18 protein-coding genes, 1 tRNA gene and 1 pseudogene are annotated in these 18,549 nt (G+C 59.1%); 12 read left to right on the top strand and 8 right to left on the bottom strand.

Translation table 11 applies throughout. The features are described from left to right. The first annotated feature begins 619 nt into the window (after positions 1-619). Positions 620-1,450 (top strand): undecaprenyl-diphosphate phosphatase, encoded by an 831-nt coding sequence (locus tag AC3IX4_RS18955; protein WP_489256935.1) that lies wholly within the window; start codon positions 620-622, stop codon positions 1,448-1,450. Between the two features lie 31 nt (positions 1,451-1,481). On the opposite strand, the gene AC3IX4_RS18950 is transcribed toward AC3IX4_RS18955, so the two are convergent. Then, entirely contained in the window at positions 1,482-2,390 is a 909-nt protein-coding gene (locus AC3IX4_RS18950) for a LysR substrate-binding domain-containing protein (RefSeq protein WP_489256934.1), read from the bottom strand. A gap of 132 nt (positions 2,391-2,522) precedes the next feature. On the opposite strand from AC3IX4_RS18950, the gene AC3IX4_RS18945 reads away from it, so the two are divergent. Further along, positions 2,523-3,131 (top strand): FMN-dependent NADH-azoreductase, encoded by a 609-nt coding sequence (locus tag AC3IX4_RS18945; protein ID WP_489256933.1) that lies wholly within the window; start codon positions 2,523-2,525, stop codon positions 3,129-3,131. Between the two features lie 111 nt (positions 3,132-3,242). On the opposite strand, the gene AC3IX4_RS18940 is transcribed toward AC3IX4_RS18945, so the two are convergent. The 4 genes from AC3IX4_RS18940 to AC3IX4_RS18925 form a co-directional block, all read right to left on the bottom strand. After that, on the bottom strand, positions 3,243-4,451 hold the full coding sequence (locus AC3IX4_RS18940; protein WP_489256932.1) for an MFS transporter: 1,209 nt from the start codon (positions 4,449-4,451) through the stop codon (positions 3,243-3,245). An 88-nt stretch (positions 4,452-4,539) separates the two neighbouring features. After that, the gene (locus tag AC3IX4_RS18935) at positions 4,540-5,151 is read right to left on the bottom strand and encodes a TetR/AcrR family transcriptional regulator (protein ID WP_489256931.1); all 612 of its coding nucleotides are present in this window, start codon (positions 5,149-5,151) and stop codon (positions 4,540-4,542) included. 20 nt (positions 5,152-5,171) lie between these two features. Further along, entirely contained in the window at positions 5,172-6,020 is an 849-nt protein-coding gene (locus AC3IX4_RS18930; RefSeq protein ID WP_489256930.1) for a 3-hydroxybutyryl-CoA dehydrogenase, read from the bottom strand. Positions 6,021-6,039: 19 nt separating this feature from the next. Beyond that, complete coding sequence (locus AC3IX4_RS18925) at positions 6,040-7,224, bottom strand: acetyl-CoA C-acyltransferase family protein (RefSeq protein WP_489256929.1); 1,185 nt, start codon at positions 7,222-7,224, stop codon at positions 6,040-6,042. Between the two features lie 218 nt (positions 7,225-7,442). Here AC3IX4_RS18925 and AC3IX4_RS18920 point away from each other — a divergent pair, with 218 nt between their 5' ends. Further along, positions 7,443-8,453 (top strand): AraC family transcriptional regulator, encoded by a 1,011-nt coding sequence (locus AC3IX4_RS18920; protein ID WP_489256928.1) that lies wholly within the window; start codon positions 7,443-7,445, stop codon positions 8,451-8,453. A 15-nt stretch (positions 8,454-8,468) separates the two neighbouring features. Here the strand turns inward: AC3IX4_RS18920 and AC3IX4_RS18915 are convergent. Then, a pseudogene (locus tag AC3IX4_RS18915) lies at positions 8,469-8,549 on the bottom strand (carboxymuconolactone decarboxylase family protein); the annotation flags it as partial. A gap of 252 nt (positions 8,550-8,801) precedes the next feature. Here AC3IX4_RS18915 and AC3IX4_RS18910 point away from each other — a divergent pair. Beyond that, positions 8,802-9,056 carry a DUF2790 domain-containing protein gene (locus AC3IX4_RS18910; protein WP_489256927.1) on the top strand — a complete coding sequence of 85 codons (255 nt, stop codon included), beginning with the start codon at positions 8,802-8,804 and terminating at the stop codon, positions 9,054-9,056. A 194-nt stretch (positions 9,057-9,250) separates the two neighbouring features. Continuing rightward, complete coding sequence (locus tag AC3IX4_RS18905) at positions 9,251-9,871, top strand: TetR/AcrR family transcriptional regulator (RefSeq protein WP_489256926.1); 621 nt, start codon at positions 9,251-9,253, stop codon at positions 9,869-9,871. Here the strand turns inward: AC3IX4_RS18905 and AC3IX4_RS18900 are convergent. Next, positions 9,868-10,089, bottom strand: coding sequence for a DNA-binding protein (locus AC3IX4_RS18900; protein WP_489256925.1), 222 nt, complete (start codon positions 10,087-10,089; stop codon positions 9,868-9,870). The two genes, AC3IX4_RS18905 and AC3IX4_RS18900, sit on opposite strands and share 4 nt — an antisense overlap. A gap of 72 nt (positions 10,090-10,161) precedes the next feature. On the opposite strand from AC3IX4_RS18900, the gene AC3IX4_RS18895 reads away from it, so the two are divergent. The 7 genes from AC3IX4_RS18895 (at position 10,162) to AC3IX4_RS18865 (ending at position 16,700) form a co-directional block, all read left to right on the top strand. Then, on the top strand, positions 10,162-10,527 hold the full coding sequence (locus tag AC3IX4_RS18895; protein ID WP_489256924.1) for a helix-turn-helix domain-containing protein: 366 nt from the start codon (positions 10,162-10,164) through the stop codon (positions 10,525-10,527). Between the two features lie 115 nt (positions 10,528-10,642). Next, positions 10,643-11,290, top strand: coding sequence for a response regulator transcription factor GacA (gacA, locus tag AC3IX4_RS18890; protein ID WP_489256923.1), 648 nt, complete (start codon positions 10,643-10,645; stop codon positions 11,288-11,290). A 2-nt stretch (positions 11,291-11,292) separates the two neighbouring features. After that, a complete protein-coding gene (uvrC, locus tag AC3IX4_RS18885; RefSeq protein ID WP_489256922.1) occupies positions 11,293-13,116 on the top strand; it encodes an excinuclease ABC subunit UvrC in 1,824 nt (607 codons plus the stop codon). A gap of 31 nt (positions 13,117-13,147) precedes the next feature. After that, on the top strand, positions 13,148-13,708 hold the full coding sequence (gene pgsA / locus AC3IX4_RS18880) for a CDP-diacylglycerol--glycerol-3-phosphate 3-phosphatidyltransferase (RefSeq protein WP_489256921.1): 561 nt from the start codon (positions 13,148-13,150) through the stop codon (positions 13,706-13,708). A gap of 69 nt (positions 13,709-13,777) precedes the next feature. Continuing rightward, positions 13,778-13,853: transfer RNA gene (locus AC3IX4_RS18875), tRNA-Gly, on the top strand. A gap of 226 nt (positions 13,854-14,079) precedes the next feature. Continuing rightward, entirely contained in the window at positions 14,080-15,909 is a 1,830-nt protein-coding gene (locus AC3IX4_RS18870; RefSeq protein ID WP_489256920.1) for a tyrosine-type recombinase/integrase, read from the top strand. 39 nt (positions 15,910-15,948) lie between these two features. Next, positions 15,949-16,700 (top strand): IS5 family transposase gene (locus AC3IX4_RS18865; protein ID WP_489256919.1). Its coding sequence is split into 2 segments (ribosomal slippage): positions 15,949-16,279 and positions 16,279-16,700, totalling 753 coding nucleotides; the frame shifts between segments, so codons are not numbered across the junction. A 135-nt stretch (positions 16,701-16,835) separates the two neighbouring features. On the opposite strand, the gene AC3IX4_RS18860 is transcribed toward AC3IX4_RS18865, so the two are convergent. Then, positions 16,836-18,479, bottom strand: coding sequence for an FAD-dependent oxidoreductase (locus AC3IX4_RS18860; RefSeq protein WP_489256918.1), 1,644 nt, complete (start codon positions 18,477-18,479; stop codon positions 16,836-16,838). Positions 18,480-18,549 lie beyond the last annotated feature (70 nt).

Below are 18,549 nucleotides of genomic sequence, written 5' to 3'. Positions count from 1 at the left end.
CAGCGTTATGAGGGAGAGAGCAGAAGGTGTGCCGTTTTTTATTTTTTGTTTTAAAACAGTCGGTTGTGATTTTTAATCGGATGAGTCAATAAATAGATGTAACGCCCCTGATACAGATATCCCGTGATTGCCCCGTTCATCTGTCCGGCATTGCTCGTTATTGGCGCTGCTTGATGACTGTATCAATGGCTTAACACATTGCTGCCCGGCAGCCTGAGGAGCTTTATTTGGCGGGTTTGCGGGGAGGAGAGTGTTTCAAAAATGAGCATTTGCCCCGTTTCAGGCGAGCCAGGTCGGGTAATGACCAAACAGGGTCTGGCTCGTTCTGCAGGTGCGTATCGAGAATCACCAGTGACGGTTGTCTGGCGCGAACCAACGTGAAATCTGCGCAAAGCGCGGATCAGACCGCAACGTTTGCCAGGAAGGTCTGTTAGCATTCCGGCCGCGAAACGGTTGCTTACAACCTAACCCCGTAGGAGCAGAGCTTGCTCGCGATGGCATCGCTGCGGTCTACCTGAAAACCGCAGCGATTTCATCGCGAGCAAGCTCTGCTCCTACAAGGGCGCATCAATACATATAGAAATGGGTCCTGCTCGGAGCATGGCCTCATGGGGGAATGATGGATTTTTGGACCGCCATACAGGCATTGATTCTTGGTATTGTCGAAGGCTTGACGGAATTTCTTCCGATTTCCAGTACCGGTCACCAGATCATCGTCGCCGACATGATCGGCTTTGGTGGCGAACGGGCCATGGCCTTCAACATCATTATCCAGTTGGGTGCGATTCTGGCGGTCGTCTGGGAGTTTCGGCGTAAGATTCTAGACGTTGTCGTCGGCTTGCCGACCCAGCGCACGGCGCAACGCTTTACCGTCAATCTACTGGTGGCGTTCATGCCAGCGGTGGTGCTCGGGGTGTTGTTCGCAGACCTGATCCACCACTACTTGTTCAACCCGATCACCGTGGCCGTGGCATTGGTGGTGGGCGGTGTGATCATGCTCTGGGCCGAGCGGCGCAAACACCAGATCCGCGTTGACCACGTCGACGACATGCGCTGGACAGACGCCCTGAAAATCGGCCTGGTCCAGTGCCTGGCCATGATTCCAGGCACCTCGCGCTCCGGCTCGACCATTATCGGCGGCTTGCTGTTCGGCTTGTCACGCAAGGCGGCAACCGAGTTTTCGTTCTTCCTGGCGATGCCGACCATGGTTGGTGCGGCCGTGTACTCGGGCTATAAGTACCGTGACCTGTTCCAGCCGGCCGACTTCCCAGTGTTCGCCCTCGGTTTCGTGGTGTCGTTCATCTTCGCCATGATCGCCGTGCGAGGCCTGCTGAAATTCATCGCCAATCACAGCTATGCGCTGTTCGCCTGGTACCGAATTGCCTTCGGCTTGCTGATTCTGGCGACCTGGTACTTTGGCTGGGTCAACTGGGCGACTGCCCAGGGCTAAAGCTTCAGGCCGATCTGCGGGCGTGCCTTTTTCACACAAATCGCTCCCCGCAGCCTTTGAATATTTCCTCCAGATGGTCGATCCAGGCTCTCACCGCAGGCGATACGCCGCGCCGATGCGGATAAACCGCCTGCAGCCAGCCCCCCGGCATCGACCAGTCCGGCAGTACATGGACCAGCTCGCCGCTGGCCAGGGCGTCCTCGCAATACATGATCGGCAGTTGAGTAAAGCCCAGGCCCGCCACGGTGGCGGCCTTGCGTACCACGAAGTCATCAATGCCCAGCCGCGCTTCCAGTACCAAATCGTGCTTGTTGCCCTGTTCATCGAGCATGCTCAAATGCACCATGCGATCAGCCTCCAGGGCCCCCAGCACGGGCATTGACGCCAGATCTTCGGGGCTGCGGATGCTGTGTTGAGCAAGCAAGGCAGGGGAGGTGACCAGAATGGTCCTGGCCTGGCGCAGGCGTTTGGTGACCAGCATCGGGTCTTCATCCCCCAATTCGCGCACCCGCAAGGCCACATCGATGCCTTCGGTGATCAGATCGACCCGGCGATTGAGCAATACCATTTCCAGTTGCACGTGAGGGTAGCGGGCCAGAAAGCTGGTAATCGCCGCAGGCAATAGCTCATGGGCCAGGCCCACCGGGCAGGAGACGCGCAAACGGCCGCGTGGCTCACTGGCCATGCTGGCGACCGCTTCATCGGCCATTTCCGCCTCCAGCAACATGGCCTGGCAATGGCGCAGGTAGCGTTCACCCACGGCAGTGAGCTTGAGTTGCCGGGTGGTGCGTTGCAGCAATCGCGCGTCCAGGCGCTCTTCCAGCTCAGCGATACGTCGTGACAGGCGCGACTTGGGAATGCCCAGCAGCCGGCCGGCAGCGGCAAAACCGCCGGCTTCCACAACTTTGGCAAAGTAATAGAGGTCGTTGAGGTCTTGCATGGCGAGGCTCGATTGTCCTGTGTGTGGGACAAACTAGCGCATTTATACCGACTAATCATCCATTGCTTGCTTGTGTAGGATTGTCTCCAGCTTGATCGCCCTTGGCGCGATCCCACTCTCAGGAGACTACTCATGAAACTGTTGCATATCGATTCCAGCATCCTTGGCGACAACTCGGCTTCGCGCCAACTGAGCCGCAGCCTGGTAGACGCCTGGCAAGTGGCTGAACCCGCCGTGCAAGTGACCTACCGTGACCTGGCAGCCGACGCTCTAAGCCACTTTTCCGCCGCCACGCTGGTGGCCGCCGGCACCCCGGACGAGCTGCGCGACGCTGCCCAGCAGCACGAAGCCAAGCTGAGCGCCGACACGTTGCAGGAGTTTCTGGACGCTGACGCGGTGGTGATCGCAGCACCGATGTACAACTTCAGCATTCCTACCCAGCTCAAGGCCTGGATCGACCGGATTGCCATCGCTGGCAAGACGTTCCGCTACACTGAAGCCGGCCCTGAAGGCCTGTGTGGTGGCAAGAAAGTCGTGATCGTATCCACCTCCGGTGGCCTGCACGTGGGTCAACCGACCGGTGTTGGCCATGAGGAATTCCTCAAGGTGTTCCTGGGCTTTATCGGCATCACCGACGTCGAAATTGTCCGTGCCCACGGCTTGGCGTATGGCGACGATATGCGCAACAAGGCCATGAGTGATGCGCAGGCGCAAATCAGCGAGCAGTTTGCTGCCGCTTGATAACCTGTCGTAGCCGCTGCCGCGAGGCTGCGATCGACCGCACAGCGGGCGCGGTATATTGAATACCGCATTGGCGCCCCTGACGGGCCGCATCGCAGCCTTCGGCAGCGGCTACAATGCAGACCGACGATCAGTCAGTGAGGTATTGCGTGCCAGTACCAAGGTCAACAGCACGCCCGCCACTGACAACAAGGCGGCGTAAAAGAAAATGGACGAATATCCCTGGTGGAGGGCAATGGCCCCCATCAACGGCCCGGCCATTGCCAACGCCAAGTCAAAGAACACCGCATAGGCACCCAGGCCAGCCCCTCGGCTTGAGGGTGGCACGCGGTTGATCGCTTCCACGCCCAGCGCCGGATACACCAGCGACAGGCCCAGCCCAGCCAAGCCGGCACCGATCAAGGCAAACACCGTCGAAGGTGCCAACCACAGAGACGCCAGGCCCACGGCTTCGATGCTCATGCAGGCGACCGCCACTCGAAAGCCGCCCCATTGCTTGACCGCATTGACGAACAATAGCCGTGAGAGGATGAAACAGATGCCGAACACCGTCAGGCACCAGGCCGCGCCGTCCCAGCCTTTTTCCAGGTAGTACAGCGTTATGAACGTGGTCAGGGTGCCATAGCCGATCGACGCCAGGGTCAGGCTCAGCCCGAAGGGCGAGACGCGTGCAAACGCCGACCAAAAGGGCAGGCGCTCCCCACGCACTATGGCCGGGGCTGACTGTCGGCTGATCACCACCAGTGCCGCCAGCGCCAGTATCATCAAGGCCACGCCCAACCAGGCGAAGCCAAAATGCTGAACCAGCAGCACCCCCAACGGGGCGCCGAGGGCGATGGCGCCATAGGACGCAATGCCGTTCAGCGAAATCACCCGTGCGATATGGTCGGCACCCACCTGGCCAATACCCCAACTGAGCGAGCCGACACCGATCAGGCCTTGAGCCACGCCCAACAGCACGCGTCCGCCCAACAGTAGGCTCAGGCTGAGCAGCGGCTGGCTATCAGCCCAGGCCGACAGCCAAGTCAGGCCACCACTCAAGACAATCCCAATCAAGCCCAGTGTGACTGCCCGCCGCGTCCCCAGGGTGTCGGCCGTGCGCCCGGCCAATGGCCGGCTGAGCAGGGTGGCCAGGTATTGCAGGCCAATGGTCAGGCCCGCGATGACCGCACTGAAGCCCAGGTGATCGTGCACATAGCTGGGCAGCACGGCAATCGGCAAACCGATGCACAGGAAGGCAATAAAGGTGTGAAAAACGATGGCAGTGATCTGCCAGGTTATCGACAGCGACGAAGGTGGGGCAGGTTCGTGCACAGACATGGGCTCATTCGCGGGCAGGCGGTAGAAGAGTTTCATCATGGCTGGGGATGGGCATAAAAGAAAGGTAGCTAACGATTTTCTCTGCCATTCATGCCTGGGCAGGCTGGCGATACAGGCCGCTGGCCATGGTCCGCTCGACAGCGCCCAATACCATGTCTTCCATCAGCGCAAGGCGTTGCGACTCGGCCAAGGGGCTGCTGCCCAGCCAATCGGGCAGGCTGTTGAGCAGCGTGGCGATGGCATGGCCAGCGGCCTTCGAGGTGGGCGTACCCAATGCAGCATCAGGCGCTATCAGCTCCAGCAGGCGCTGCTCGTATTGGTCGCGCAAGCGGCTGACGTGGGCTTGCTGGGTTTCGCTCAGGCAGCACAGGTCGCGCTCGGCCAGGCGAAATTGCAGTGGGCGCTCGCGGTGCAGCGTCCAGTGCGCCAGGATCAGCTCGCGGCGCAGGTCATGGCTGGCCGACAGGCGGCGCTTACTCACCACCAATGCGGCCTGCAGTTCCTCGAACAGCTCTTCGATCAATTCAAACAGCAGGTGCTGTTTGCTGGGGAAATGGTGATACAGCGAGCCTGCGGTCATGCCCAGATGAGTGGCCAACTCGCGCATGCTGACTTGGCCAAAGCCCTTCAAGGCGAACAGCTCCAGCGCCTTGTCCCGGCTTTCTTGATAACGTGAACAGTAGTCGTCGGGACGGGACATGGCGCAGGCTCCAGAGGTTATCAGTAGGTGTGGAAACCGCGACCGCTCTTGCGGCCCAGGTAACCGGCGGCAACCATCTCCTTGAGCAGCGGGGCGGGACGGTATTTGCTGTCGTTGAAGCCGTCGTAGAAGGCTTCCAGGATTGCCAGCAGTGTGTCCAGGCCGATCAGGTCGGCCAGTGCCAATGGGCCGATCGGCTGGTTGCAACCCAGGCGCATGCCGGTGTCGATGTCTTCGGCGCTGGCCAAGCCTTCCTGCAGCACCATGATCGCTTCGTTGATCATCGGCACCAGAATCCGGTTGACCACGAAACCTGGGCGGTTGCCGGCGGTGATCGGGGTCTTGCCGACTTGGGTCGCCAGGTCGAGGGCCAACTGGTGGGTGGCATCGCTGGTCTGCAAGCCACGGATCACTTCGACCAGTGCCATCATTGGCACCGGGTTGAAGAAGTGCAGGCCGATAAAGCGCTCAGGCGCGTTGACACTGGCCGCCAATTGAGTGATCGACAGCGACGAGGTGTTGGAGGCGATCACGCACTCGGTGCTGACCTGTTCAGCGATCTGCTTGAGGATGCGCAGCTTCAGATCGAGGTTTTCGGTGGCCGCTTCGATCACTACCTGGGCAGCGCCCAATTGGGCATAGTCAGTGCTGGTCTGGATACGCTGACGCGCAGCCTCCGCCTGCTCGGCGGTCAGCGTCTGCTTGCTGACCTGGCGCTCAAGGTTTTTGCTCAAGGTCGCCAAGCCGCGCTCCAGGGCAGCGGCCGACAGGTCGATCAGCGTCACGGAGTAGCCCGCGAGGGCGCAGACCTGGGCAATGCCGTTGCCCATGGTGCCGGCACCGATCACCGCAATATTTTGCACAGTCATGTTCTTGCTCCCCAAGGGGTCAAACGCGTTCGAAGATAATGGCAATGCCTTGGCCGCCACCGATGCACATGGTTGCCAGAGCGTAGCGGCCCTGCACCCGGTGCAATTCGTGGATAGCCTTGGTCGCAATGATGGTGCCGGTGGCGCCGACCGGGTGGCCGAGGGAGATGCCCGAACCGTTAGGGTTGACCTTGGCTGGGTCGAAGTCGAGCTCCTGGCTGACGGCACAGGCTTGCGCCGCGAACGCTTCGTTGGACTCGATCACATCCAGGTCGCTGATGGACAGGCCAGCCTTTTTCAGCGCCAGGCGCGTGGCCGGGATCGGGCCCAGGCCCATCAGTTCTGGCTCGACGCCTGCGTGGGCGTAGGCGACCAGGCGGGCCAGCGGCTTGAGGTTTTCACGTTGAACGGTGGCACCCGTGGCCATCACCAGCGCCGCGGCGCCGTCGTTGATGCCCGAGGCATTGCCCGCGGTGACGGTGCCGTCTTTCTTGAACGCCGGTTTCATTTTTGCCAGCTGCTCGGCGGTCACATCACCGCGTACATGCTCGTCGACCTGGAACAGTTGGGTGCCCTTGCGGGTAACCAGCTCGATCGGCACGATCTGCGAGTCGAAGCGGCCTTCGGCGATGGCGCGGGCGGCGCGCTGCTGGCTGACCAGCGCCAGGTCGTCCTGCATTTGGCGGGTGATGCCATTGCGAGCGGCGACGTTTTCGGCGGTGATGCCCATGTGGAAGTTTTCGAAGGGGTCGTGCAGGATGCCAGTGGTGTAGTCGATAGCCTTGAAGTCACCCATGCGTGCGCCCCAACGGGCTTGTTGCAGCAGGTAAGGACCGCGGCTCATGGATTCGGCACCGGCAGCGATCACAGCGCCAGCGTCGCCGAGCATCAGGCTCTGCGCCGCCGAAACGATGGACTGCAGGCCCGAGCCGCACAGGCGGTTGACGTTGAAGGCCGGGGTTTCCTTGGGGATGCCGGCGTTCATGGCCGCGACACGAGCCAGGTAGGCATCGCGAGCTTCGGTGGGCATCACGTTACCCATGACCACATGGCCGATCTGCTCAGGGGCGAGGTTGGAGCGCTCCAGCGCGGCGCGGGTGAGGGCGCTGGCCAGGTCTGCCAGCGGCAGGTCCTTGAGCGAGCCGCCGAAGGTACCGATGGCCGAGCGCACGGCGCTTACTACATAGATGTCATTATTGTTCATGGTCGACTCCGCTGATCTTTGTCAGGGGCTACTGGGAAAAGGGCATTGGCAGTCGGACAGCGGCATGCTATTTGTGCCGGTCGATTGTGCGCAGGGACAGGCGCCACCCTTCAGATACATTGAGTCTAGGGGTGTCGATCCTTTGACACTATGCCGAAACTGTCCACTTGGCCTGGCATTTTTTGCCATAAACGGCCGTTGCCATCACTGGGAATGCAATGCGGGATAATGATTCGGTCGCGGCCTATTTCGTCCAGACCATGCTTTATCGATTACAGGATCGGCCCACCGAAGTGGCGCGCATGTTGGCTCAGGCCGGGATCGCCGCAGACGCCTTGGTTGATCACACAGCTCGGGTGTCGGCCCCCGCCTTTGCGCGCCTATGGTTGATTTTGATCCACGAGCTGGAAGATGAATTTTTCAGGCTCGATTCCCATGGCATGCCGCTGGGCAGTTTTGCTTTGATCTGCCGCGCTCTGATCCAGGAGCCAACCCTGGGCAAGGCGCTACGCCAATGCCTGAGTAATTTTGCGCTGTTTTTACGGGATATGCGCGGTACTTTGAGCATACGCGGCCAACGTGCGGTGATCAGCGTGCACAGCCAGCAAAGCGATAAACAGGCACGCGTGTATGCCGAAGAAACCTTTCTGGTGTTGATAATCAGCCTGTTGTGCTGGCTGGGTGGGCGACGTATTCCCATTGATCGCACCGAGCTGCGCGATGCAAGGCCTGCGCTGGATGATGATCCGTTCCTGTGGGGGCCTAACCGGGTGTTGGGTGCCGGGCGCACCGAAATCGAATTTGCCGCTGAATATCTGCAGTTACCGGTGGTCCAGGACCTGGCGGCGCTAAAGACCTTTTTGCGCAGTGCCCCGCAGTGGCTGGTGATCCGCTTTCGAAATCAGGGCGGGGTTGCCAACCAGGTCTATCGACGGTTGCGAGCCAGTCAGTACGGGCATTGGCCGACCTTGCTGGAGATGGCTGCACAGATGACGTTGACCCCGACCACTTTTCGCCGTCAATTGGAGCGTGAAGGGCGTTCGTATCAGGCGATCAAGGACGAAGTGCGTCGCGCGATGGCGTTCGAGCGTTTACACGACAGCCGCCTGAGCATTGCCGAAATCGCCGAACAGACGGGCTTCCAGGAGCCCAGCGCATTTCACCGGGCGTTCAAGAAATGGACCGGCGAAAGCCCGGGCAGCTACCGGGCCCGGGTCACAGGCACCTAACCGTGCGCCTTTAGGCGGAACCATGGCAAAGCCGACGCCAAAGCGGTTCCAGGCGTTGATGGTGGCGATGGCGAGAGTCAGGTTGGCCACCTCCGGCCGGTAGGAGCACGGCTTGCCGGCGATGGAGCCACCACGGTGTGTCAGGCATGACGCTTCGCGGGCAAGCCCAGCTCCTACTCCGGCCGATGGAGTTCGCGCCGGTAGCAGCACGGCTTGCCGGCTGACGGCCATCGTGGCCGTTTATCTCCTCGAGCGTCACGGTGTGGATCCAGGTTCCACACTGAATGGATGACGGCGGTAGCCAGCACACCTGCAGGCCCGATCCGCCGCATACCCTGGAGAACCGTCATGAATATGCGTTTTTGGCTGGGTAGTGGAGTATTGGTACTCAGTAGTGTTGTTACGGGCGTTCAGGCCCAAAGCCAGGAAACCACCTATCAGTACGGCATGAAGCTGGACATTGCCAAAGTGGTGAGGATGGAAGCGCCCGACCCTATGGTCTGCGAAGTGGTGCACGCCAAGATGATGTACCTGGATTCGAGCGGCCAGCTTCGGACCCTGAATTATCTGAAATTGGCCGATTATTGCAGTCAGGAAGGTTAGTCCCAGTCTGCTATCAGCTCGCGCGTTGGGTTGAGGAGGGAGCACCGCATAACCCAGTTGCATGGCCCAGGCCAATGTGACTGGGATGGGTGTTGTCTGGTGTTTGTCAGCACTATTCCCCACGCATCAAGGAAGCTGCGACTGACACGGGCGTCTGATAGCCTAGGCGACGTTTTGGGAAAATGGACGTACCAATGGCTAACCACAAGATCGAAATTCGCCGCCGCAATGTGGAAAAAATACTGTTGGCGGCTGAAAAGGTCTTTGCCGAGAAAGGATTCGGCGGCGCGGCGATGGCGGATATCGCCCAGGAAGTCGGTTTGCCTCGCACCAACCTGCATTATTACTTCTCTACCAAGACCGAACTGTACGAAGCCGTATTGCTGGGCCTGCTGGATTTGTGGAAGCAGGACGCGCTGAGCTTTGAGATGTACGACGATCCACGCGTCGTGCTCAGCAGTTACATTCGCGCCAAGATGGAACACTCACGGACCCGGCCGCATGGCTCGCGGGTGTGGGCGAGCGAAATTATCCACGGCGCGCCCAACCTGGGGCGGTCTCTGGACGCCAGCCTTTATGATTGGGCCAAGATGAAGGAAGCGAAGATCCGTGGCTGGGTCGAGCAAGAGCGGATTCTCCCGGTGGAGCCTTCTGCCTTGCTCTACATGATTTGGGCCTCGACCCAGCACTACGCCGATTTCAACCATCAGGTGACACTGCTCAATGAGCATCAGCCCTTGTCAGACCTGCAGTTCGAGCGTGCCGTGCAGACCGTCACTTCGGTCATCCTGCGGGGTATTGGCCTGGCGCCCTAGCGGTGATGTTCCGGGAGCGGGTCCGGTGCCTCTCCCTGTTTCATGCCCAACAGCACAGCGACCTTGTGGGACTCGCCTCGCAGTCCTTTTTTGCGACCCGCCAGCACGTGATAGGTCGTGGTGGGGTCAACGCCGTGTTCGCGCGCGAACGCCTTGACCGATTTGCCTTGATAGTCGAGCCAAGCCTTGGCTTGTGCGGCAGTCCGTATCCCGTGCATAGTTCAAATCCGTATGAGTTTGTGGAATGAAATCACCCGTTAGGGTTATTTATAGAAGGATTGTACATTCAAATGAATGGAATCGGATCGCGTATCAGGGAAGAACGAGAGCGGCTCGGCTTGACTCAGCGGTTGTTTGGCGACATCGGTGGTGTGGAGCCCAATGCCCAGGGTAAATATGAAAGCGGCGAACGCACGCCCAAGGCTGACTATCTGGCCGCGGTGGCCGCACGGGGCGTGGATGTACTTTATGTGCTCACCGGCGTGCGCACTCCGCAGCCGCTGGCGTACCTGAGTGGGGCTGAAGAGCAGCTGTTACACGGCTATCGTGTCCTGGGTGGCCATGATCAGGAGGCCCTCAGTCGACTGGTTTTGAGCCTGGCCGAAGCGACAGTTCACCCGGGCGCAAGATCAAGGCCGATGATGGTCCGCTCCTGAAATTGTCGTCTTTTCGCCCAGTTGCGATGGACACCTGACGCTTTGAGCTAGGTTCGCCACGGTTTTTTTTGCTAAGGTGGCGGCAATTTAAAAGAGCTAAAGGCGAGGTATCTGCTTGATCAGGGTGCTGGTAGTCGATGATCATGACCTGGTGCGAACGGGCATTACCCGGATGTTGGCCGATATCGACGGGCTGCAAGTCATCGGGCAGGCCGAGTCAGGTGAAGAGTCCCTGAAAATCGCTCGCGAACTCAAGCCGGACGTGGTCCTGATGGACGTCAAGATGCCTGGCATCGGCGGCCTGGAGGCCACTCGCAAGCTGTTGCGCAGCCAGCCTGACATCAAGGTCGTGGCGGTCACCGTCTGTGAAGACGACCCATTTCCCACCCGGCTGATGCAAGCCGGGGCTTCGGGCTACCTGACCAAGGGCGCGGGCCTGGATGAAATGGTCCAGGCCATTCGTTTGGTGTTTGCCGGGCAGCGCTACATCTCGCCGCAAATCGCTCAGCAATTGGCGCTCAAGTCATTTCAGCCCCAGACTAGCCAATCACCTTTTGATTTACTCTCGGAGCGAGAAATCCAGATTGCCCTGATGATCGTCGGCTGCCAGAAAGTCCAGATCATTTCCGACAAGCTTTGCCTGTCACCCAAGACCGTCAATACCTACCGCTACCGGATCTTCGAGAAGCTTTCGGTCACAAGCGACGTAGAGTTGACTTTGCTCGCCGTGCGTCACGGTATGGTCGACGCCAACCTCTTCTGATCATGACGGCTCCATTCGATTCCAGTGCCTTTCTTGAAACGTGCAGCGGCAGGCCCGGTGTCTATCGCATGTTCGATGACGCGGCGCGGCTGTTGTATGTTGGCAAGGCGAAAAACCTGAAGAAACGCCTGGCCAGTTACTTTCGCAAGACCGGCCTTGCGCCCAAGACGGCAGCCCTGGTGGGGCGTATCGCCCAGGTCGAGACCACCATCACCGCCAACGAAACCGAAGCCTTGTTGCTGGAACAGACCCTCATCAAGGAATGGCGGCCGCCCTATAACATCCTGCTGCGCGACGATAAGTCCTACCCCTATGTGTTTTTGTCCGACGGGCAGTTTCCGCGTTTCACCATCCATCGCGGGGCGAAGAAACAGAAGGGCAAGTACTTTGGCCCGTACCCCAGCGCAGGGGCGATTCGCGAAAGCCTGAGTCTTTTGCAGAAAACCTTTCATGTGCGCCAGTGCGAAGACAGTTTCTACAAGAACCGTACCCGGCCGTGCCTGCAATACCAGATCAAACGCTGCAAGGCGCCTTGCGTCGGTTTGGTCGAACCTGAGGAATACGCCCAGGACGTCCGCCATTCGGCCATGTTCCTGGAAGGGCGCAGCAACCAACTGACCGACGAATTGAACGCCGCCATGGAAGAGGCCGCCATGGCGCTGGAGTTCGAGAAAGCGGCCGAGTTGCGAGACCAGATCGCCTTGCTGCGCCGGGTGCAGGATCAGCAGAGCATGGAGGGCGGTACAGGCGACGTCGATGTGGTGGCCGCTTTCGTCAACCCGGGCGGTGCCTGCGTGCATTTGATCAGCGTGCGCGGCGGCCGTGTGCTGGGCAGCAAGAACTTCTTTCCGCAGGTAGGCATCGAGGAAGACGTATCCGAGGTCATGCTCGCGTTCCTGTCGCAGTATTTTCTCGCCAGCCCAGAGCGTGAACTGCCCAATGAAATCATCGTCAACGTTGTGCATGAGGACTTCGAGGTGCTGAGCCAGGCACTTGAAAGCCTGCGTGGCCGGGAGCTGACCATCAGCCACCGGGTGCGTGGCACGCGGGCGCGCTGGCAGCAATTGGCGGTTACCAACGCCGAACAGGCGCTGGGGGCACGGCTTGCAAACCGTCAACATACCGCCGCCCGTTTCGAGGCCTTGGCTGAAGTGCTCAACCTCGATGAGCCACCGCAGCGGCTTGAGTGCTACGACATCAGCCATTCCAGCGGCGAAGCCACCGTGGCTTCCTGCGTGGTGTTCGGCCCCGAAGGGCCCCTGAAGTCAGATTACCGGCGCTACAACATTGAAGGCGTCACGCCGGGCGATGATTACGCTGCCATGCACCAGGCACTGACGCGTCGCTTCAGCCGGCTCAAGGAAGGCGAGGGCAAGTTGCCTGACGTTTTGCTGGTTGACGGTGGCAAGGGCCAGTTGAACATGGCGCGTGATGTACTGCAGGAGCTGGCCGTGCCGGACCTGATCCTGCTGGGCGTCGCCAAGGGCACCACGCGCAAGGCCGGTTTCGAAACCCTGTACCTCAATGATGCAGCCCATGAATTCACCCTCAAGGGTGATTCGCCCGCGCTGCACCTGATCCAGCAGATTCGCGACGAAGCCCACCGCTTCGCCATCACGGGCCACCGCGCTCGACGCGGCAAGGCGCGCACTACATCGAGCCTGGAAGATGTGCCGGGCGTTGGCCCGAAACGTCGGCGCGAACTGCTCAAGCACTTCGGTGGATTGCAGGAGCTGGGCCGCGCCAGCGTCGATGAAATCGCCAAGGCGCCAGGAATCAGTAAAAAGCTCGCTGAGTCGATTTATGCCAACCTGCATAGCGAGTAGAATGCCCGCTCACCTTGCAGCCAGTTGTGCCATGAATATTCCGAATCTTTTAACCGTACTTCGCGTTCTGCTTATCCCGTTCTTCATTTTGCTGTTCTATTTGCCGTACCACTGGAGCTATATGGCGGCCAGTACTGTGTTCGCCATCGCGGCCGCCACTGATTGGCTGGACGGCTACCTGGCACGCCGGCTGCAGCAAAGCACCCGTTTCGGTGCCTTCCTGGACCCAGTGGCCGACAAGCTGATGGTGGCCGTGGCCCTGGTGCTGCTGGTGCAAGAACACGCCAACTTCTGGCTGACCTTGCCGGCTGCGGTGATTATCGGCCGCGAGATCGTCGTCTCGGCCCTGCGCGAATGGATGGCAGAAATCGGCGCCCGCGCTCATGTTGCCGTCTCCAACCTGGGCAAATGGAAAACCGCCGCACAGATGCTGGCGCTGGTGATCCTGCTGGCCAACCCGGCATCGCTGAGCTTCTGGGTGATCGTGGGTTACTCATTGCTGATGATCGCGGCGGGGCTGACGCTGTGGTCGATGCTGCACTATCTGCGCGCTGCGTGGCCGCATTTGAACGCGGACGTCGAGAATAAATAAAAGTTTTTTGAATCAAAGGGTTGACGGCAATTATTGATGCGATAGAATGTCGCCCGTCAACACGACAATGCGGGAATAGCTCAGTTGGTAGAGCACGACCTTGCCAAGGTCGGGGTCGCGAGTTCGAGTCTCGTTTCCCGCTCCAAATTATGATCTGCAGAGTTCCACGGAATTCTGTAAGTCTTTGAAATCAGGACCTTCGGGTCCTTTTTTCGTTCCAGCGAGTTCCACTGGAAACCACCGACAGCCACGACTTTTAAGTCCATTTTTAAGTCCATCAATACGGGTGTCACGGTTTCCGGATTGTTGCTGGAGGAGCGAGGCCTGCGCGACCAGTATCTAGTCCTGACCAAGAGTTCAGGAGCTAGAGCATGGCACTCTCAGATCTGGCTGTCCGGCAAGCAAAAACAACCGGAAAGCCCTACACCATCGGCGACCTTGATGGGCTGTCCCTGGCGGTGGCACCTGAAGGCGGAAAGTCGTGGCACTACCGCTACTACTGGGCCGGTAAGCAGAAACGCATGTCGCTGGGCACTTACCCCGAGGTCAGTCTCCGGGAAGCGCGTGCCCTACGCGACGAAGCCCGAGCTCTTTTGGCCAAGGGCATCAACCCCCGAGCACACCGTAAGCAGAAGCGGCAGTCCGTCCGTCTCGCGGACGAGAACACATTCAAGGCCGTGTTTGACAAGTGGGTCGAGCATCGTAGGCTCGTTCTCAAGGAAGGACGGCAGAGCACGCTTTCACAGATCCAGCGCATCTTTGGCAAAGACGTTCTTCCTACTCTTGGGAAGCAGTCAATCTATGAGATCCAGCGCCCCGACCTGTTGGAAGTCGTTGCAAGGATCGAGCGTAGAAAGGCGCTCACTACCGCCGAAAAGGTCCGTACCTGGTTCCGGCAGATGTTCCGTTACGCACTGATCATCGTCCCCGGGTTACCGCTGAATCCGGCGTTCGATCTGGACGTCGTCGCGCTGCCCCAGCCGGCTGTGCGCCACAATCCATTCCTGCGCATGCTCGAGCTTCCGGCCATGCTCCAGATACTACGCAAGTATCCCGGTAAGCTGCAGACCCAGCTTGGCCTTCGGTTGCTGCTTTTGACGGGAGTGCGTACAGGGGAGCTGCGGCTGGCTACGCCGGATCAGTTCCATCTCGATAAGGGTCTTTGGATCATCCCCCCTGAAGTGGTGAAACAGTTACAGCTCGAACTGCGCAAGGAGGGTAAGCGTCCCGGCGATATCCCGCCCTACATCGTGCCGCTGTCGGTGCAGGCTATAGAGGTCGTTCGTCACCTGCTGGATCAAGTGAAGCCGGCCCAGAGCTATCTATTTGCCCACTACAGTGACCTCAGCAAGCGCATCAGCGAAAACACGCTCAATGCTGCGCTGAAAAGGATCGGATATAAAGACCAGCTGACAGGCCATGGGATCAGAGGGACCATGTCCACCGCACTTAACGAAATTGGCTATCCGAAGATCTGGATAGATGCGCAACTCTCGCACGCCGATCCTGATAAGGTGAGCGCAGCGTACAACCATGCCGAGTATGTCGAGCAGCGCCGCAGGATGATGCAGGATTGGGCCGATAGACTGGATCTCTTCGAGCAGTGCCAGGTTGAAGCGGCTAGCATGCCGATCACCATTCACCTAGAAGGTGTTCCGCAGTTGGCGGGAGGTTTTGACGAAGTGGTCCCTACCGCGACGCGCGCTCCCATCCTGGGGGTGACAAGCGCAGGAAGCACAATGCCCACGCTGCCTGTAGCCGCTCAACGCATATCGGCTGTTTCGGGGCCAACGCCTGAGTTTTCGGATATTCAGCGTGAGCGGATGGAGATGCTGGAGATGTTCAATGCCCCGCATAACCTGCCGGCTACGGTGTTCGCTGAGATGGCCGGCAAATCACGCAGGTGGATCAGCTACGAGATTCAAGCCAAAAAAGTGCTAGCGTTGAGCCTGGGTAACCAGGGGCAGCGCGTTCCAGATTGGCACCTAGATCCCCTGAAACATAAGCTGGTGCAGGCTGTGCTGAAGCATTCGCCGGACGCTGATTCCTGGGAGATCTACCGAGCATTACTGAATCCTCACCGAATGCTGGACGGCAGCGCGCCGATCGAGGCCATTACGTCAGCGAATTTCCATGAGGCTGTTATGGCTGTGTGCTTTACGCTGAATAGCCGTGGAGTCTGGCACCTTCAAAGGGCATGAACACTTTCCCATAGGTTCGGTCTGTGTTGAAATTTCAGGATGATCAGATTTGTACTCACAGATGCCCAGTGGGCAAAGATGGAACCACACTGCTTAGGCAAGCCAAGCGATCCCGGCCGCAGTGGGACGGACAATCGGCGTTTTATCGAGGCGGTTCTGTGGATTGCCCGCACAGGTAGTCCATGGCGCGATCTGCCGTCTGATTTCGGAAAATGGAATACGGTCTTCAAGCGCTTTTGTGACTGGGTAAAGGCTGACGTCTTCAAGCGTCTGTTCGATGCCGTAAGCGATGAGCCCGACATGGAGTATGCAATGGTCGACGCTACGATTATCAAGGTTCATCGTCATGGCCAGGGCGCAAAAGGGGGACTCAAAATCAGGCCATAGGCAAATCCAGAGGCGGTATGACGACCAAAATCCTGGCATTGACGGATGCCTTGGGCAATCTGGTGCGTTTTGTCCTGCTGCCCGGTCAGCGTCACGATATGGTGGGTGTTGCTCCATTGCTCAAAGACGTGGAGTTCGACGGTTTGATCGCCGACAAGGCGTTCGATGCGAACTGGTTGATAGCGGACTTGAACCAGCGGGGAGCCAAGATCGTCATCTCACAAATGCCTCAACGCAGGGCCCTTTTGGGCATTGACCTGCACGTTTATAAATGGCGGCACTTGATCGAGAATTTTTTCTGCAAACTCAAGGAGTTTAAGCGTATCGCAATGCGTAGTGATAAGACCGATACGAGCTTTTGTGCCATGGTCAATCTCGTCTCAGCCATTATCAACTCGCGCTGAATCTCAACAGCCCCTAGACGGCTGAGTGTAAACAGCGTTGATCCCGTGGCCTCTTTGAGGGCGAGCCCGCCCCACAATGGATCTTGTGACCCTGTGGAAGCGGGGGATTGTCCGAGCCAACAATTACAATTACACCTACACCGGTTTCAGTGCCTGCGCTGCAGCTTTACCCGCCAGATAGCCAAACACCATTCCCGGCCCCAACGTTCCGCCGGCTCCGCCATAGGTCATGCCCATTGGTGAGGCCATCACGTTGCCGGCGGCATACAAGCTTGGGATGATTTTGCCGTCAACATCTAATACGCGTGCATCAGTGTCAGTCTGTGGCCCGCCTTTGGTGCCCAGGCAACCGCTCTTGACCTCAATGGCGTAGTAAGGGCCTTCTTCGAGTGGTGCCAGGGTGGCGCTCTTCTTCCCGCGCAAGCTGGGCTCACCCCACCACAGGTCGTTTGCGCTGTCACCACGCTGGAAATCCGGGTCGTTGCCTTGGGCGGCAAAGCCGTTGAAGCGCTGGACGGTGTCAGCAAGCCCTGTGGCATCAATGCCCAGTTGCTCGGCCAACTGGGCCAGGGTGTCGCTTCGGGTGACCCACTGCGGCACCGAGATGCCGCCGCTGAAGGAGTCGGCCAAGCCACCAATAAAAGGGTACTTGGAGTAGAACGCCTGAGTGAAGATCAACCAGCAGGGCAGGTTGGCATAGTCGAAGCGGCTGACGTTTTGCTCGTGAAAGGCAGCACCGAAGGCATTGTAATTTGCCGCTTCATTGGTAAAGCGCTTGCCGGCGCGGTTGACCATGATCGAGCCGGGCATGGTGCGTTCATAGGTCAGTAGCTGCTGACCGGCGCTGTTGACGGTGGTCGGAACCTCGATCACCGGCATCCACCAGGCTTCGCGCATGTTGCCCAGCATGGCGCCGACCCGCATGGCCATCTTGAGCCCATCACCCGTATTGCTCTGCACTGAAACCGGGTGAGTCAGTGGCCCGCGCACAAAGGCGCGAACCAGATCGCGGTTCCATTCGAACCCGCCAGTGGCGAGGATCACGTTGCCTGCACGCACTTCACGAATACCCTGAGCAGTCTCGAATCGCACGCCGCAGACGCGTTTGTCATCGTCCATCAGCAGCTCAACTGCTCGATGTCCGGTGTACGGCTCAATGTCGCGGTCCAGGCAGCCACGCAGCAAGCGAGCAATCAACGAAAGCCCCAAGCCGCGCTCATCGTTGGCTTTGCGCCGTTCTTTAACCTCATGGGGGACTTCGGTCGGCACCGGCTGCCCCAGGGTGGTTTCGCCAACGGTAATGTTGTGGTCTGGCCAATAGGGGGAGGTTTGTACCCGCGTCGCCCAATGGCCGAGCTCACCGAACGGGTAGGGGGGGCATTCCAGTGTCCTGCCGCCTTCGGGTTTGCCACCGGGATGCTCGGGGTGGTAATCGGGAAAGTCCGGGATCGAGCAGAATTTTACCGGTGTACAGGCTTCGAAAAACTCGATCATTTCCGGGCCGGTATCCACATACTTCGTTGCCATTTCCTCCTGGATCATCCCGTGTGAGAGCGACATCAGGTAAGTGATCGCCTCCTCGCGGCTGTCTGCCTTGCCGAGCGCCAACTGATGAGGGTTGTTCGGAATCCAGATCTGCCCGCCCGACCAGGCGCTGGTACCCCCCACCAGGTCGGCCTTTTCGAAGACTCCCACCCTCGCACCGCCTTCACTGGCGGCAATTGCGGAGGCCAAGCCAGCAGCGCCGGTGCCCAGCACTATCACGTCGTAGTCGCTCATCTGCTCACTCCTTCTTGTTATTTTTCGGAATAGACAAAAACAAACAAAAACGTTTTTAATTGTTCGAAGA

The organism is Pseudomonas sp. KH_021 (assembly GCF_057838865.1).
This window is presented reverse-complemented; position numbering and strand designations above follow the sequence as displayed.

Bases quoted from the DNA above. Each gene is read 5' to 3' on its own strand.
- AC3IX4_RS18900 (WP_489256925.1), bottom strand. From the start codon at position 10,089: ATGCACGGGATACGGACTGCCGCACAAGCCAAGGCTTGGCTCGACTAT.
- AC3IX4_RS18955 (WP_489256935.1), top strand. From the start codon at position 620: ATGGATTTTTGGACCGCCATACAGGCATTGATTCTTGGTATTGTCGAA.
- AC3IX4_RS18910 (WP_489256927.1), top strand. From the start codon at position 8,802: ATGAATATGCGTTTTTGGCTGGGTAGTGGAGTATTGGTACTCAGTAGT.
- AC3IX4_RS18895 (WP_489256924.1), top strand. From the start codon at position 10,162: ATGAATGGAATCGGATCGCGTATCAGGGAAGAACGAGAGCGGCTCGGC.
- AC3IX4_RS18930 (WP_489256930.1), bottom strand. From the start codon at position 6,020: ATGACTGTGCAAAATATTGCGGTGATCGGTGCCGGCACCATGGGCAAC.
- AC3IX4_RS18920 (WP_489256928.1), top strand. From the start codon at position 7,443: ATGCGGGATAATGATTCGGTCGCGGCCTATTTCGTCCAGACCATGCTT.
- AC3IX4_RS18940 (WP_489256932.1), bottom strand. From the start codon at position 4,451: ATGTCTGTGCACGAACCTGCCCCACCTTCGTCGCTGTCGATAACCTGG.
- AC3IX4_RS18950 (WP_489256934.1), bottom strand. From the start codon at position 2,390: ATGCAAGACCTCAACGACCTCTATTACTTTGCCAAAGTTGTGGAAGCC.
- AC3IX4_RS18870 (WP_489256920.1), top strand. From the start codon at position 14,080: ATGGCACTCTCAGATCTGGCTGTCCGGCAAGCAAAAACAACCGGAAAG.
- AC3IX4_RS18935 (WP_489256931.1), bottom strand. From the start codon at position 5,151: ATGTCCCGTCCCGACGACTACTGTTCACGTTATCAAGAAAGCCGGGAC.
- uvrC (WP_489256922.1), top strand. From the start codon at position 11,293: ATGACGGCTCCATTCGATTCCAGTGCCTTTCTTGAAACGTGCAGCGGC.
- AC3IX4_RS18945 (WP_489256933.1), top strand. From the start codon at position 2,523: ATGAAACTGTTGCATATCGATTCCAGCATCCTTGGCGACAACTCGGCT.
- AC3IX4_RS18860 (WP_489256918.1), bottom strand. From the start codon at position 18,479: ATGAGCGACTACGACGTGATAGTGCTGGGCACCGGCGCTGCTGGCTTG.
- AC3IX4_RS18925 (WP_489256929.1), bottom strand. From the start codon at position 7,224: ATGAACAATAATGACATCTATGTAGTAAGCGCCGTGCGCTCGGCCATC.
- pgsA (WP_489256921.1), top strand. From the start codon at position 13,148: ATGAATATTCCGAATCTTTTAACCGTACTTCGCGTTCTGCTTATCCCG.
- AC3IX4_RS18905 (WP_489256926.1), top strand. From the start codon at position 9,251: ATGGCTAACCACAAGATCGAAATTCGCCGCCGCAATGTGGAAAAAATA.